Genomic DNA, 13,831 nt, shown 5'->3' on the forward strand with positions numbered 1-13,831 from the left:
CCCTTTGGCGCCTGCCGGTCCTTCCAGAACTCAATTCACCGTTCGACAGGTTGCGCCCGTGTCTTAATACTCCAACGCCTGCGCCCCGCTCACGACCTCAATGATCTCCTTGGTAATACCGGCCTGGCGCAAGCGGTTCAGTTTCAGCCGGAGCGATTCGATCAGATCGTCCGCATTGTTGGTGGCGGCATCCATCGCCGTCATTCGCGCCGCATTCTCGGCCGCCTGGGATTCCAGCAAGGCCCTGAACACCTGGACCTCAACATAGCGCGGCAGGAGCGCATTCAAGATTTCGGCCGGCGGCTGCTCATAGATGTAGTCCGCGTAATATTCACCCTGAGTCGCAACGAGCGGTTCGATGGGAAGAAAGCGTTCAACCTTTACGTTCTGGACCATGGTGGATTTGAATTCGTTGTAGACAAGGTCAACCGCGTCAACCTGCTCGCTGGTGTAAAGCTCGATGATCTTGTCCGCAAGCTCTTTGGCGTGAGAGAACTCGAGCTGCCGGAAAATGTTGACATACTCCGCCACGATAGTGACCGGCCGTTTGCGGAAATGGTCACGACCCTTGCGCCCAACGGCCACCAGCGACACCTTATCCGGCCCGAGTTCGTGGGCGTGAATCTGGGAGGCGCGAATGACGTTGGCGTTAAAGGCGCCGCACAATCCGCGGTCAGCCGTTACAACAACCAGGAGGACCTTCCGCTCAGGTCTGCGCGCCAGCAGAGGGTGCCGCCGTTCGTCCAGCCGGGCGGCCACGCTTTCCAGCATTGCCGTCATCTGCCGGGCGTATGGGCGTGCGTTAAAGATGCGCTCTTGCGACCGGCGCAGCCTCGATGCCGCCACAACCTTCATGGCCCGCGTAATCTGCTTTGTGTTTCGAACCGAGCCGATGCGGCGGCGGATGTCTCGTAGGGTTGCCAATTGCCTTTTGCCTCACAATTACACTTTTGCGGCTTGGAGCTCTGCCTTGAACTTCTGCTTGTACTCGTCCAGCATGCCCTTGATTTCCGCACGCAGGGAATCGTCGATCTGTTTCTTTTCGAGAATCTTCCTTCCAATTTGCGGGGCGGAAGAATCCATGAACTGGTAGAGTCCGGCTTCAAAGGCCCGGCATTCTTCCACTTCCAGGTCATCAAGAAAACCCAGCGTGCCGGCAAGTACAATGAGGATCTGCTTCTCGACCGCTAAAGGCTGGTACTGATCCTGTTTGAGGACCTCGGTCAGACGCTGGCCGCGGCGGAGTTGCGCCTGGGACGCCCGATCGAGATCACTGGCGAACTGCGCAAAAGCCGCCAAAGCCCGGTATTGCGCGAGGTCAAGCCTCAACGTTCCGGCCACCTGCTTCATGGCCTTGATCTGCGCATTGCCGCCCACGCGGGAGACCGATAGTCCCACGTTGATGGCGGGACGAATGCCGCTGTTGAACAGGTCCGTTTCAAGATAGATCTGGCCGTCCGTGATCGAGATGACGTTGGTCGGAATGTAAGCCGAAATGTCGCCCGCCTGCGTTTCAATAATCGGCAAGGCGGTGAGAGAGCCGCCACCCAGCTTCTGGTTCAATTTGGCGGCCCGCTCGAGAAGCCGCGAATGGAGGTAAAAAACGTCGCCGGGATAGGCCTCGCGGCCTGGAGGACGGCGCAGCAACAGCGAAATTTCACGATAGGCCACGGCGTGCTTGGAAAGGTCGTCGTAGATCAGCAGCGCGTGACGGCCTCGGTCGCGGAAATATTCGCCGATGGCGCAGCCGGAGTACGGGGCAAGGTATTGCATGGGCGCCGGGTCGGTGGAACTTGCCTCAACCACAATCGAGTATTTCATGGCGTCGTACTGCTCAAGGGTCTTCATCACCTGGGCAATCGTCGAGCGTTTCTGCCCGATCGCAACGTAGATGCAGATAACGTCCCCGCCGCGCTGATTGAGTATCGTATCGATCGCAACAGCCGTCTTGCCGGTCTGCCGGTCGCCGATGATCAATTCGCGCTGCCCGCGGCCGATGGGGATCATCGTATCGATGCCCTTTAAACCCGTCTGCAGAGGCTCCCGGACTGGCTGGCGGTCAACCACGCCCGGCGCGAGTGTCTCCAGAGGATTGAATTCCGTCGTGGCAACTGGGCCTTTGCCGTCGGTGGGCTGCCCGAGAGCGTTGACAACGCGGCCTATGAGCGCCTCGCCCACGGGCACCGACATGATGCGCTTGGTCCGCTTCACAACATCGCCTTCTTCGATTTTGGTGTAATCCCCCAGCAACACTGCGCTAACCTGATCTTCTTCCAGGTTCAGGGCAAGGCCCGAAACGCCGTGAGGAAGTTCAAGCAGTTCGGTGGCCATGACGTTTTCAAGCCCGTGGATGCGCGCCACGCCGTCGCCTACGGACATCACGGTGCCCACTTCACTAACGCTCACCGTGCGGTCAAAATTTTCGATCTGTTCGCGGATAATGTCTGTAATTTCGTTTGGTCTAATTTTTGCCATGTTTTTATGCTTTTGCTTGCCTGAATTAAGCGGACATCAACTGCTCGCCAAGACGCTCGAGGTAACCCTGGACGGAACCGTCATAAATCTTGCTGCCGACGCGGGCCTGAATGCCGCCCAGCAGTTTCTCCTCGCGCCGGAACTTCATTTCCACGCTCTTGCCGGTCAACTCGGCAAATTTCTCCCGAAGCGCCTCCTTCTCCTCAGGCGTCAGGTCCTGGGCATACAAAACCTGCACCTCTACAATTCCGAGCCGGTCATTCGCAACCTTCCGGAAAGCCTTCAAAACCTCTTCCAGCAGTGGCATCCGGTAGTTGACCAGCAGGACCCGCAGGAAGTTTCCCGCCGTTACCGAAAGACCAAGCTTTTGGATCAGAGTATCCAGGACGCTTAGCTTCTGATCAACCGGAATCGTGGGGCTGGCCAGGGCCTCCCGCAGTTCCTCGCTCTCCCGCCAGACGCCGGCAAAATCCTCCAACTCGTTCTGCATCGCCCCAAAGTCGCCCCGCGGGCCCAGGGCGTCGGCTAACGCTCGCGCATACCGGCTGGCAACCGCCATGGACATGATTGTGTACCCTTCCGTTTCGGACCGCTCGGAGAAGCTCGCACCTTGAGGCCGCTCCGCCGCCTAATTACTTTTCGCCTTTGAGCCCAAATCAGTAAGGAAAAGATCGAGCAGTTTCTTGCGGCTTTCTTCATCCATTCGCTGCTGGATCTTGCCGCGCGCCTGTTCTAGCGCCTGCTTCACGGCGTAGTCTTTCAGTTCCAGTTTGGCCGAATTGGTTGCGGCAAGGATCCTGGTCCTGGCAAACTCTTCAATTCTGTGTGCCTCCTCGTCCGCGGCCTGCCGCATCCTTTCCTGCTCACCCGCAATCTCAGCCTCCGCCTGGTCCTTTAGCGCCCGTACTTCAACCTGCAGCCCAGCCAGTTTCTTCTCTGCTTCAGCAAGCCTGGCCTGCGATCGTTCAAGGGCCTGGCGGCCTTCTTCAAGGCTTCTGCGAATGGTATCTGAACGCTCGCCGAAAAACCTTCTGCCCCTTTTTCGGTACAGATAGACCAGAAAGCCGGCAAGCAGAACAAAGTTGATGGCTTCAAAGAGCAGTTCATGACTCGTCGCGCCCTCTTCCGCCTGTTCGGCTGGAGGAGCGGCGGCCAGCAAGGGCGCCCGAAAGATGTGGAATGCGCAAAGGAGAAGCACGGCAAGAAGGCTTCCACGCAATATGCGGATCATGCCTGGGCGCCTCCCGGCCCGCTCCGCGACAGCCGGGGAGCAAACAGCGCATCAGTCACCTCGGCGGCCAGCGAATCCACGGCAGTCTGCAACTCGACCTTGGCCAGCGCCGCCTCTTTTTCCAGGCTGGCTTGAGCGTCGTTCACCATTGAGTCCGCGCGAGCTCGCGCATCATGGATGCGGCTATCACTCTGCTTCAATGCGTCCCGGCGGACCCCTTCCCTGTGCTGATAAATCTTCTGGCGGGCCTCCAGAACCGCTTTCTCGTACTCAGCAAATCTTCCATCCGCTCTGTCAGCCTGCTCCCGGGCCTCGGCAAGGGCCCCGCTGGTAGCTTTCGAACGCGCATCCAACGTCCGGGAAAGGGGCTTAAAGAACAGGCGGTTGAGAAACGCCACGAGAAAAAGGATGAAGATTATCGTCGGAATCGACTGGACAAGAAGCTGTCCAAGCTGGCTCGCGATTTCACCCATAAATGTCAGTCAGTGCTACGGATTGGAATATTTGTGAACACAAAAGACTAGAAATTTAGCATGCCGCTCTCGCGCGTGTCAAGAAAAGCAGACACCAAAATATCGGCTTATTCGTACCGGACAAAACCGGGATTTAACACCCCTTGCGGATCAAATTTCTTCTTCATGTGCAGCACGTCAGTCCACTTGTCACCGTAGTGTGCCTTCCATTGAGCAGCATCGAAGGCGATCCACCCTGAAAGGTACCGCTTCCCACCCATCATGCTGGCCGCCTGGCTAGCCATGTTCAGGCGCGGAAGTACTTCCTCAACAAAGCGTGGAGGGACCGCAGGAAGAATGCCAAACCCCATCACGTACTCGCTCGACGGGTGCATGAACAGAGGAACTGATGAAGAATTCCCGCGGCCCGGCCACAGCAAGATGTGGCCGCCGGCAACCGCTTGCGGCGGCAGGTTCTGGAGGACCTGGCCAATATAAAGCGGGGTGGTCTGCCAGGTAAGAACGCATTCCATCCAGGGATGGGCATACTCCCAGAAACCGGCCCGCCTCCAGATGGCGAACAGGGCGTCGAGCCGCGCGTAAAAATCCACCAGGTTTCCCTCTTCGGTATGGACGTGCTTGTAAAACTTGAGGCCGGCCAGCTTTTCGTCGGTTGAATCGCTGGAACCGTCGCCAATCTCAATCGTGGCATGCAGCGGAAAGAACCACTCGGCGAAAGCCTGGCGCGTCCCTCCCACCTGCTTGAACCCCTGCGGACAGGGTGTACACCAGGATTCCAGGAAGTCGAACCTTTCGTCGGTCATCAAGCCTTCCAGGTCCTTCAACAGGACTGCCATGTCGTCATAAAGCAGGTAATATGAGCGGAAGCGTGGCAGGCTCGGACGGACCTTAAGGGTGGCGCTTGTCATGACGCCAAACTGGCCCATCCCCGCCCGAACGGCGTCGAAAAGGTCCTGGTTTTGCTGGGCGGAACAACGAACGATTTCTCCCTCTCCCGTAACCACTTCAAGCTCGAGGCAATTATCGGCCTGGGTTCCGTGCCGCCAGGATGCAACGCCCAAACCTCCGGTGGATAGCGTCCCGCCGATGGTCACGTCCAGATTGTTGGTCAGCACGGGAGGCGACAACTGCTGGGGAGCGAGATGATACACCAGGTCACGCCACTTTAGCCCTGTCTGGCAGTTGACGGTTCCCTTCTCGGGATTGACCTCCGCAATTTCGTTCAGCGAGGACATGTCCAATACGATTTGCTCGGAAAGCGATTGCCCGGTTTGCGAATGGCCGCCGCCGCGCGTGGAAACCGAAAGCCCATTGCTGGCCGCAAACTTAATGACGTTGGCAACATCCTGGCTTGAGGCCGGCCGGATCACCGCGGCTGGTTTCCGCACAATGATGCGCCCGAAATCGGTGGATACGGCTTCGCGCGACGCGTCATCGAGGAGCACCTGTCCGCTGACCTCGCGGGAAAGTTCGGCGGTCCAGTTCATCACTCAGCCTCCTGAAGTAATTTCAAAGATTTTTATGCCTTGACAGTACAGCCTGATTCTTGAACCTATCACAGTGTGCACAGAAGCCACAATCCCGCGGCGCCGGCCCCGAACAAGCCTGCATGCCCGGCCGATTCATTGCGGCAAATAAATCCTCCTTAGACCATGCGCCGCGATCGTTTCGGCGTGGCCCGGACCCACGCCACGCTATGGTAAAGTAAATCTTGGACGGTAAAATCCTGTCATGATTTCCGATTTTCAAGTGGACAAGAGAGGGAGATGAAGCGGAGCGTAAACTTGTCTGCCTGTCCAGCATCATGTAAGATTTTCCCTTGTAATTTTTGTGAAGTGGGACTGAAAGATAAAGACCTTGGGGAGGTGCGAATTTGGCAGAAGCGCCGAATTACGATGTTGCAGTGATTGGAAGCGGACCGGGCGGATATGTGGCCGGCATTCGGTCCGGTCAATTGGGCTTGAAAACGGTCCTGATCGAAAGAGACAATAAATTCGGCGGAACATGCCTGCACGTCGGGTGCATCCCCACCAAGGACCTGCTGCTTAACGCTGAGGTTTATGATTACTTCAAACACGCGCAGGAATTCGGCATTGAATGCAAGGAATTCTCTGTCGACTGGGCAGCCGTCCAGGCGCGCCAGAACAAGGTGGTCACGAAGCTGGCCAAGGGCGTGGAATTCCTGCTGAAGAAAAACAAGGTTGAAATGGTGCAGGGCTTCGCGCAATTATCAGGGCCGGGCCGCGTCACCGTAACGGATGCAAACAAGAAGGCCCGCGAGATCCGGGCGAAGAATATTATCCTGGCTACGGGTTCCGAGGCCAAAATGCTTCCCGGCCTTGAACCGGACGCCAAAACAATCCTGACCAACAAGGAAATTTTGAGCCTGAAGAAGCTCCCCAAGTCGATGGTCATCATCGGTTCGGGTGCGGTGGGAGTCGAATTTGGATCCATCTTCAAGCGGTTTGGAACCGACGTTACCATCATCGAGATGCTGCCGCGCATTGTTCCTCTCGAAGACGAAGAGGTCTCGGCAACCCTTGAGAAATCTTTCAAGAAACAGGGCATTGTGGTTCACACCCAGGCGAAGGTGGAGAAAGTTTCAAAAACAGCGCAAGGCGTTGCGATTGATTTTACCGACGCCCAGGGCAAAGCCCAAAAGCTTGAGGCAGAGACGTGCCTGGTGGCCGTGGGCCGTTCGCCAAACACCCAGGGGATTGGCATCGAAAAGACGCGCATCAGGCTGGAGCGCGGGTTCGTTAAGGTCGATCCCTACATGCGAACGGATGAGCCCGGGGTTTATGCGATTGGAGATATTGTCGCCGGAAGTCCCCTGTTGGCCCACGTGGGGTCGATGGAAGGAATTGTAGCTGTGACCCATGCCGCGGGAAAACCCGTCGAGCCCATCAACTATCATCAGATTCCGAATTGCACATATTGCGAGCCGGAAATCGCCAGCACGGGACTCACTGAACGCCAGGCCCGCGATGCCGGCTACAACGTAAAGGTGGGAAAGTTTCCCTTTGTGGGAAACAGCAAGGCCACTATTCTAGGCATGCTGGAAGGCTTTATCAAAATCGTCAGCGACGAGCGTTACGGCGAAATCCTGGGTGTGCATATGATCGGGCCTCGCGTCACCGAAATGATCGCCGAGGCTGTGGTCGTGATGCGCCTGGAAGGGACGGTCGAGGATCTGGAGCGCACCATCCATCCCCATCCGACGCTCACGGAAGCAGTTCCTGAAGCCGCCCATGCGGTGCACGGGATGGCAATCCACATTTAGTTGGGGACCGTCATCTCGCCGGAAGGCACATGCGCACCGTTGCTCAGCCGGCGAGGCGATGCTCAACGCGCAACATGCTCTGCCAGGTCGAATTACCGGGAGTCGTCGATTACGAGGACGGCCTACTCCTCCAGCAGCAGCGAGTTAGTGCACGAAAGGCGGGCGATATTGCCGACACGCTCCTTCTGCTGCAACATCCTCCCGTTTACACGCTGGGGCGTAACACCGACCGCAAAAACATTCTCTTTTCTACAGAGCGCTTGCGCCATCTGGGCGCCGGGATATTTGAAACCGACCGGGGAGGCGATGTCACTTTCCACGGACCTGGCCAGCTTGTCGGCTACCCCATCCTTGACCTCACCCGCCACAGGCGGGACCTTGCCTGGTACATGCATTCGCTCGAAGAAGTCTTTATTCGCGTGGCCGGAGAATTTGGAATAAAGGCCAGACGGATTGACGGCGCCCGTGGAGTTTGGATTGGGAATGAAAAGCTGGTCGCAATGGGTGTTCACGTGTCGCGCTGGGTTACGTCCCACGGTTTTGCTTTCAATGTCAACACGGACCTGCGGTTTTTCGACTGGATTGTGCCCTGCGGCCTCGAAGGCAAGGGAGTGACCTCGCTCCAGAAACTCCTGGGCGGACCCGTTTCCATGGATGTTGTGATTGAAAATGTCATCCGGCAATTTGGCGAGGTTTTCAGATTTGAGATCCGGAGGCCCGAGCAGACGTCCATAACCGCACGGCCAGCAAGTCCGGTTCATCCGTAAGGCCAATCTATTGTTAGTCCCATTGGCGCGATATGGCCCAAGCCCCATCCACCAAGAGCCACACAAAGGCCCCCGTCCCTGGCGCGCAAACGCTGGAGCGAATGCTCTACTATTTGAAGCTCACTCGCGAGGCCGAGGCGCGAATTGAACAGGTGCTTTACCGCCAGGGGAAAATTGTCGGTGGCGTCTACGTCGGCCGGGGCCAGGAAGCGATTGGCGTCGGCTCGGCCATCCAGCTCTTCGACGGCGACGTTGTGTTGCCCAGCCACCGGGATTTCTCTTCGTTTCTCATCCGTGGTTTTTCACTCCGGGAAATTTTCTGCAACTGGATGGCGCGAAGCAACGGCCCTTGCCACGGACGGGACAATACTCTCCACATCGGTGACATGAGCCGAGGAGTTATTCCCATCATCTCGCACCTCGGTGATACTTGCCCGGTGGCTTGCGGTGTGGGCATGGTTTTGAAGTGGCGCAAAAGGGGGAATGTGGCGCTCGTCCACTTCGGCGAAGGAACCAGCAGCCGGGGCGATGTCCACGAGGCCATGAATATGGCCGCCGTCATGAAGCTTCCCATCATCTTCATCTGCAACAACAATTCCTATGCGTATTCGACTCCGACCGAAAAACAGTATGCCGTTAAGGACCTTGCCGTGCGCGGAGCAGCTTACGGCATGCCGGGCGTCAAAGTGGACGGCAACGATGTGCTGGCGGTTTATTCCACGGTCGAGAAAGCCCTCCGGCGAGCTCGCTCGGGGGACGGCCCCAGCTTTATTGAATGCAAGACGTTCAGGATGACGGGCCATTCCGCCCATGACGCAGCGGAATACGTGCCCCGGGAGCTGTTCGCAAAATGGAAGAAAAAGGACCCCATTCTGCGACTGGAAAAACTTCTGTTGGCAAAAAAAGTCCTGAACAAAAAACAGGTCGACGATGTGGATGCAGACGTAAAAAAGCAGGTCGATGATGCTGTCGCCTTCGCTGAAGCCAGTCCCTTCCCGGAAGGCGCAGACACACTGGAAGGCGTCTACTGCGATGACGGTTGCTGGTGGAAAAACACGCCTGTTGAATAAATACACAAATCCATGGCGCAGTTGACTTATCTTGAAGCAATTCGACAGGGCATCTGGGAAGAGATGGAGCGCGATCCCTCAGTATTCCTGCTGGGTGAGGATATTGGGGTCTACGGCGGGGCGTTCAAGGTGACGGCTGGAATGCTGGAACAGTTCGGCGAGGACCGCGTCGTCGACACGCCCATCTCTGAATCGGCCATCGTAGGCGCTGCCATTGGCGCGGCCCTGATGGGGATGCGTCCTGTGGCGGAGATGCAGTTTATGGATTTCATCTCCTGCGGGTTTGACCAGATTGTGAACATGGCGGCCAAGATCCACTACCGGTGGGGAGCGGCCGTGCCGATGGTGATTCGAGGACCTGCGGGTGCCGGCGTACACGGTGGCCCATTCCACTCTCAGTCAAATGAAATGTGGTTCGTACACGTACCGGGACTGAAAGTAGTGGCTCCCTCCACAGCATACGACGCCAAAGGTCTGATCAAGGCATCCATCCGCGACAATAATCCTGTCATCTTTTACGAACACAAGTATCTTTACCGGCGGACCAAGGAGGATGTGCCCGCGCAGGATTTCGTGGTGCCCCTGGGTAAGGCGGCCGTTCGCAGAGAAGGCAGCGACATTGCGCTCATCACTTACGGAGCCATGGTATGGACGGCGCTGGAGGCGGCGGAATCGCTTGCCAAGGAAGGTATCTCGCTTGAGGTCGTTGACCTCCGAACGCTGTTGCCGTACGATGAGCAGTGCGTGCTGTCCAGTGTGCGCAAATGCAGCAAGGTGATTTTGCTGCATGAAGACACGCGGATTGGCGGTCTCGCAGGAGAGCTTGCAGCGGTGATCGCTGAGAAGGCCTTCGAGGATCTGGATGGCCCGATCGTGCGGGTTACAGCGCCGGATACGCCAGTTCCGTTTTCGCCGCCGCTCGAAGAGTTTTTCCTGCCCAACGTCCAGAAGATCGCAGATGCAGCGCGGCAGCTTGCAGCCTATTAAAGCGATCGAGCAGCTGCGTAAACGTAATTTTGCCGCGGGGACCGTGATGCCGACCAATGTTGTGATGCCCCAGATGGGGGAGAGCGTCGCCGAAGGAACGATCATTAAATGGCTGAAGAAGCCAGGTGATCATGTCGAGCGCGACGAGCCTCTGTTTGAAATCACCACGGACAAGGTAGACGCTGAAATCCCCTCGCCCGCCGCAGGAATACTCGCCAGGATCCTGGCTTCAGAAAACGAAACGGTAGCGGTCAACACCGTCGTTGCCATTATCGATGGGCAAGGCGCGGCGGAATCTGGAAAGGCTGTGCCGGAAATTTCGGAAGGGCCGGCCAAGCCCTCGTCAGAGGCCCGCTCCGCTCCGGCGCCGGCGAGAGTTTCCCCGGCCGCCGCGGTAGCCCAGCCCGCCTCGGTCCGGACAGCGGAAAAGCTCCGCTCCTCCCCTCTTGTCCGACGGATTGCGCGCGAGCATAACGTGGATCTCTCGTTAGTAAAAGGAACTGGACTGGGACGCAGAATCAGCAAAAAAGACATCATCAAATTCCTTGAGGGGCGCACGCCCGCTGCTGCCGGAATGCGGACTGCCGTGCCGGCGGCGCCGCAGAAGCCAGCCGCCCCGTCCGAACCGGCTATCTCATTCAACGGCCCAACCTGGGTGGCAGCCATGACTCCCCAGCGCCGCCTGATTGCCGAACACATGGTCGCCAGCAAGAAGATTTCTGCGCATGTAACGACGGTGTTTGAGGTGGACATGACGCGGGTCGCGCACACCCGTGAGCGGATGGCTGACGAATTTGAGCGGACCCAGGGACTGAAGCTGACTTACACTCCGTTTATTGCTCGCGCCGCCGTCCTGGCCATCAAGCAGTTCCCGATTTTTAACTCGTCGGTCGAGAACACAAACATCATTTACAAGCAGGCCATCAACCTGGGAATAGCCGTGGCGCTGGAAACCGGGCTCGTTGTCCCGGTCATCAAAAATGCTGGAGACAAGGACTTCGCGGGAATGGCCCGCGCCGTTCATGATCTTGCCAGCCGCGCCCGCTCAAAGCACCTGAACGTGGATGAGGTGCAGGAAGGCACCTTCACCATCACGAATCCCGGCGTTTTCGGCAGCCTATTCGGAACGCCGATCATCAACCAGCCACAGGTTGCCATTCTGGGCGTCGGAGTGATCGAGAAGCGGCCGGTCATCCGCGATGATGCGATTGCAATCCGCTCGATGGCGTATTTGATGCTGACGTTCGACCACAGAACCATCGATGGAGCCGTCGCAGACCAGTTTATGGCGCATCTGAAGAATTGCCTCGAAACCTGGCAGGAACCTCTCCTGTAGCATCCCGAAACCCGGCAAAATCCTGCGTTCAAGCTTATTGGGATTCCGGATTCGCCAGGCGGGCAACAAGACTGTTCAAATCGTCCCGGCAGTCCGTACCGTCAAACCCCTGCTGCGCCATTCCGGGTAAGAAGCGGCTGAGATTCTGCGAGAAGAAGGCCTTGGCACGGTCGGGCTGGCGCAACTCGGCATACTGCGCAGTAATGGTTTGAAGCAGACCCAGCGCGGGCTCTTTTTCGCGGGACCATTTAGTGAGGTTGTCCTTGAGAATAGCCTGCAAGAAATCCTCGAATTTCACGGTGTCGTCCACGTACTGACCACCCGAAAAGGAATAGACGGAGATCACATCAGCGGCGTCCTCGGCCGGTCCACATGCCGTCACTTGAGGCCGGTGCACCACCAGCTCCCGGGCAGGGCCTGGCCCAATCCTGCGAATCTCCAGACCTTCAAACGGCCACCCTTTCAAACCGTCAATGTGGCCGATAATCTTAAGCGCGTCCTTGTCAACCTGCACAACATTGACGGTGGTACAGCAGCGGTTGCCCCCGGAATAAAGGCCGATCACCAGATCGGGTTTGCGATCACCCGTGAGGTCGCGAAGATACACCGGCCGAGGCCGGCTGTTTGCAACCGGCAGACCCTGCCGCCCGGCAAAATCATACAGTGCCGTCCACGGTTCCCGTGCGCCTTCGAGAGTGTCCACTTGATAGGCAACCTGGTTAGCGGCGTTGTAGACCACCAGTCGCCCTGGCGCAAATCCCAGTGACACTGAGTTCGATCGATAAAGGGCGGCGCGGTATTGCCGATCGAGGGGAAACGCGCTGATGCGCTGAAAGCCGGGAATGTCGGGGTACTCACCGTGCATTCCGGCCTTGCCTAGAACGTACCACTCGGCGGAGGTTGCCGCGTCCTCCAGGCTGGACGGTCTCCAATCACGCTGGAGACCTAGAACGACAAGGAACGCCAGGGCCGCGAGCATCGTCGAAATGATGAACTCACCCTTGCGCATGGTGGTGGAGGAATCTCCGGAAGGTTTCTGGCTCGATAGGAAGCCTCATGCCAAATTATTTAACCATGAGCCGCAAAGATTGTCATGGAAGGGCTGGAAGTGCAATCAATGGCCTGCCCGGCGGAATGAATCGAGGACCCACTCATCCGCGTTTTCGTTGTGGCGCAGAATGTAAGTATTCCCATCGTCGGCAAGAACCTTAAAGCAGCGGTATCCTACCCCGTGCCATTGATCGAGGACTTCCACCACCTCAAGGCTCGGTGCGCCGCTTTCGCGGAAACGGAAACGGAGCGGCCGTTCGTCAGCCTTGTAACCGGCGTAACATTCAACGCAGAGCGACATGGGCATCGTCAGCCCGCGGCCCTAAAGAGCCAACTCGGCACGGATTGACTGGGCGTACAAGTCGGCATACTCAAGCGGCTGGATGGAAATGCCGGCCTCCGTGAGAATGCTCTGTGAAACAGCAGCCGCTTCATCCTCTTTTCCTGCCATACGCTCGACCACTGCGGTCAGCTCGGCCGGTTCGCTGCGGCGGACGTGGTCCATGGTGTAAACCAGCACCTTGGCAAGCTCGACGTCCCTCTGGAGTGACACCGCGTGAACAAACTTCATGTGGCCATTCGGCTTCCGTTCTGCTTCAACCGGACGATACCCAAAATCAAAAGTGAAAGGATCATTAGGTTGGGTCCAGCGCGCGGCCCCAATATTCCTCTCCATCTCAGGCCGGCCCCACAACCCTGCATGTACAAACGCGAGCCGCAGCCGCTGTTTGATTCGCACTCGCGTATCGACCGGAAGGGGGCCTGCAAGCCGGGCGCCAACATAGCGGTTGAAAAGGCCCTGAATTTCAGTCGCCGGGTCATGGAGCAAACAAGCCCTTGCAGGAGCGATCTGGACCATATTCGAAAAAGATCGTTCCATCCAGCGGAGGTAGGAGTCCAACTCGTCGCTATGCTCGTCGATCTGCTGCTCAAAATCCTGCTGCAGTTCCCGCAGGAACTCCATGTCAGCCTGAGGATGGAAGCGTTTCACGCGGCGGAAATCGTCCGTGAACAGACAACCCAGATAATTCTCCTGGGGACTGAACAGGAACAAGCCGATATTCAGGAACTCGCCGCGCACAATGTCGGGCACATATTGCACCACGTAGAGCGAACACTCTTTGGGTTTTACAGCATCAGACATGCCAACACCCGGGCC

General features: G+C 57.6%; 14 protein-coding genes. 5 read left to right on the forward strand and 9 right to left on the reverse strand.

Features of this window, described 5'->3' with window-relative positions; genetic code table 11:
- Positions 1 to 63 precede the first annotated feature (63 nt).
- From atpG to VFQ24_12345, 6 genes are all read right to left on the reverse strand, one after another.
- Positions 64 to 924, reverse strand: a complete 861-nt coding sequence (gene atpG / locus VFQ24_12320; GenBank protein ID HET9179134.1) for an ATP synthase F1 subunit gamma — start codon at positions 922 to 924, stop codon at positions 64 to 66.
- 18 nt (positions 925 to 942) lie between these two features.
- Positions 943 to 2,475 (reverse strand): F0F1 ATP synthase subunit alpha, encoded by a 1,533-nt coding sequence (gene atpA / locus VFQ24_12325; protein ID HET9179135.1) that lies wholly within the window; start codon positions 2,473 to 2,475, stop codon positions 943 to 945.
- Positions 2,476 to 2,500: 25 nt separating this feature from the next.
- A complete protein-coding gene (gene atpH / locus VFQ24_12330; GenBank protein HET9179136.1) occupies positions 2,501 to 3,040 on the reverse strand; it encodes an ATP synthase F1 subunit delta in 540 nt (179 codons plus the stop codon).
- Between the two features lie 63 nt (positions 3,041 to 3,103).
- The gene (locus VFQ24_12335) at positions 3,104 to 3,706 is read right to left on the reverse strand and encodes an ATP synthase F0 subunit B (protein HET9179137.1); all 603 of its coding nucleotides are present in this window, start codon (positions 3,704 to 3,706) and stop codon (positions 3,104 to 3,106) included.
- Positions 3,703 to 4,179, reverse strand: coding sequence for an ATP synthase F0 subunit B (locus VFQ24_12340; GenBank protein HET9179138.1), 477 nt, complete (start codon positions 4,177 to 4,179; stop codon positions 3,703 to 3,705). Before VFQ24_12340 ends, VFQ24_12335 begins: the two co-directional genes overlap by 4 nt.
- 107 nt (positions 4,180 to 4,286) lie before the next feature.
- A complete protein-coding gene (locus VFQ24_12345; GenBank protein ID HET9179139.1) occupies positions 4,287 to 5,666 on the reverse strand; it encodes an FAD-binding protein in 1,380 nt (459 codons plus the stop codon).
- Positions 5,667 to 6,052: 386 nt separating this feature from the next.
- Between VFQ24_12345 and lpdA the strand changes: the two genes are divergently transcribed.
- Genes lpdA through VFQ24_12370 form a run of 5 tightly spaced genes read left to right on the forward strand, consistent with a single transcriptional unit; the run spans position 6,053 to position 11,622 of the window.
- Positions 6,053 to 7,462 (forward strand): dihydrolipoyl dehydrogenase, encoded by a 1,410-nt coding sequence (lpdA, locus tag VFQ24_12350; GenBank protein HET9179140.1) that lies wholly within the window; start codon positions 6,053 to 6,055, stop codon positions 7,460 to 7,462.
- A 29-nt stretch (positions 7,463 to 7,491) separates the two neighbouring features.
- Positions 7,492 to 8,229, forward strand: coding sequence for a lipoyl(octanoyl) transferase LipB (lipB, locus tag VFQ24_12355; GenBank protein ID HET9179141.1), 738 nt, complete (start codon positions 7,492 to 7,494; stop codon positions 8,227 to 8,229).
- Between the two features lie 32 nt (positions 8,230 to 8,261).
- Positions 8,262 to 9,299, forward strand: a complete 1,038-nt coding sequence (locus VFQ24_12360) for a thiamine pyrophosphate-dependent dehydrogenase E1 component subunit alpha (protein ID HET9179142.1) — start codon at positions 8,262 to 8,264, stop codon at positions 9,297 to 9,299.
- 12 nt (positions 9,300 to 9,311) lie between these two features.
- Positions 9,312 to 10,286, forward strand: coding sequence for an alpha-ketoacid dehydrogenase subunit beta (locus tag VFQ24_12365; protein ID HET9179143.1), 975 nt, complete (start codon positions 9,312 to 9,314; stop codon positions 10,284 to 10,286).
- Positions 10,287 to 10,332: 46 nt separating this feature from the next.
- Positions 10,333 to 11,622 (forward strand): dihydrolipoamide acetyltransferase family protein, encoded by a 1,290-nt coding sequence (locus VFQ24_12370; protein HET9179144.1) that lies wholly within the window; start codon positions 10,333 to 10,335, stop codon positions 11,620 to 11,622.
- Between the two features lie 34 nt (positions 11,623 to 11,656).
- Here the strand turns inward: VFQ24_12370 and VFQ24_12375 are convergent, their stop codons facing one another.
- The 3 genes from VFQ24_12375 to VFQ24_12385 form a co-directional block, all read right to left on the reverse strand.
- Positions 11,657 to 12,631, reverse strand: coding sequence for a hypothetical protein (locus VFQ24_12375; GenBank protein ID HET9179145.1), 975 nt, complete (start codon positions 12,629 to 12,631; stop codon positions 11,657 to 11,659).
- 105 nt (positions 12,632 to 12,736) lie between these two features.
- A complete protein-coding gene (locus tag VFQ24_12380) occupies positions 12,737 to 12,973 on the reverse strand; it encodes a hypothetical protein (GenBank protein ID HET9179146.1) in 237 nt (78 codons plus the stop codon).
- A gap of 21 nt (positions 12,974 to 12,994) precedes the next feature.
- Positions 12,995 to 13,816, reverse strand: a complete 822-nt coding sequence (locus VFQ24_12385) for a DUF3037 domain-containing protein (protein ID HET9179147.1) — start codon at positions 13,814 to 13,816, stop codon at positions 12,995 to 12,997.
- Positions 13,817 to 13,831 lie beyond the last annotated feature (15 nt).

This window comes from Terriglobia bacterium (genome assembly GCA_035712365.1).
GTDB lineage: Bacteria > Acidobacteriota > Terriglobia > UBA7540 > UBA7540 > SCRD01.

Excerpts from the sequence above, each read along its gene's own strand:
- atpA (HET9179135.1), bottom strand. The coding sequence starts at position 2,475 with ATGGCAAAAATTAGACCAAACGAAATTACAGACATTATCCGCGAACAG.
- atpH (HET9179136.1), bottom strand. The coding sequence starts at position 3,040 with ATGTCCATGGCGGTTGCCAGCCGGTATGCGCGAGCGTTAGCCGACGCC.
- VFQ24_12335 (HET9179137.1), bottom strand. The coding sequence starts at position 3,706 with ATGATCCGCATATTGCGTGGAAGCCTTCTTGCCGTGCTTCTCCTTTGC.
- VFQ24_12340 (HET9179138.1), bottom strand. The coding sequence starts at position 4,179 with ATGGGTGAAATCGCGAGCCAGCTTGGACAGCTTCTTGTCCAGTCGATT.
- VFQ24_12345 (HET9179139.1), bottom strand. The coding sequence starts at position 5,666 with ATGAACTGGACCGCCGAACTTTCCCGCGAGGTCAGCGGACAGGTGCTC.
- lipB (HET9179141.1), top strand. The coding sequence starts at position 7,492 with ATGCGCACCGTTGCTCAGCCGGCGAGGCGATGCTCAACGCGCAACATG.
- VFQ24_12360 (HET9179142.1), top strand. The coding sequence starts at position 8,262 with ATGGCCCAAGCCCCATCCACCAAGAGCCACACAAAGGCCCCCGTCCCT.
- VFQ24_12365 (HET9179143.1), top strand. The coding sequence starts at position 9,312 with ATGGCGCAGTTGACTTATCTTGAAGCAATTCGACAGGGCATCTGGGAA.
- VFQ24_12370 (HET9179144.1), top strand. The coding sequence starts at position 10,333 with ATGCCGACCAATGTTGTGATGCCCCAGATGGGGGAGAGCGTCGCCGAA.
- VFQ24_12375 (HET9179145.1), bottom strand. The coding sequence starts at position 12,631 with ATGCGCAAGGGTGAGTTCATCATTTCGACGATGCTCGCGGCCCTGGCG.
- VFQ24_12380 (HET9179146.1), bottom strand. The coding sequence starts at position 12,973 with ATGTCGCTCTGCGTTGAATGTTACGCCGGTTACAAGGCTGACGAACGG.
- VFQ24_12385 (HET9179147.1), bottom strand. The coding sequence starts at position 13,816 with ATGTCTGATGCTGTAAAACCCAAAGAGTGTTCGCTCTACGTGGTGCAA.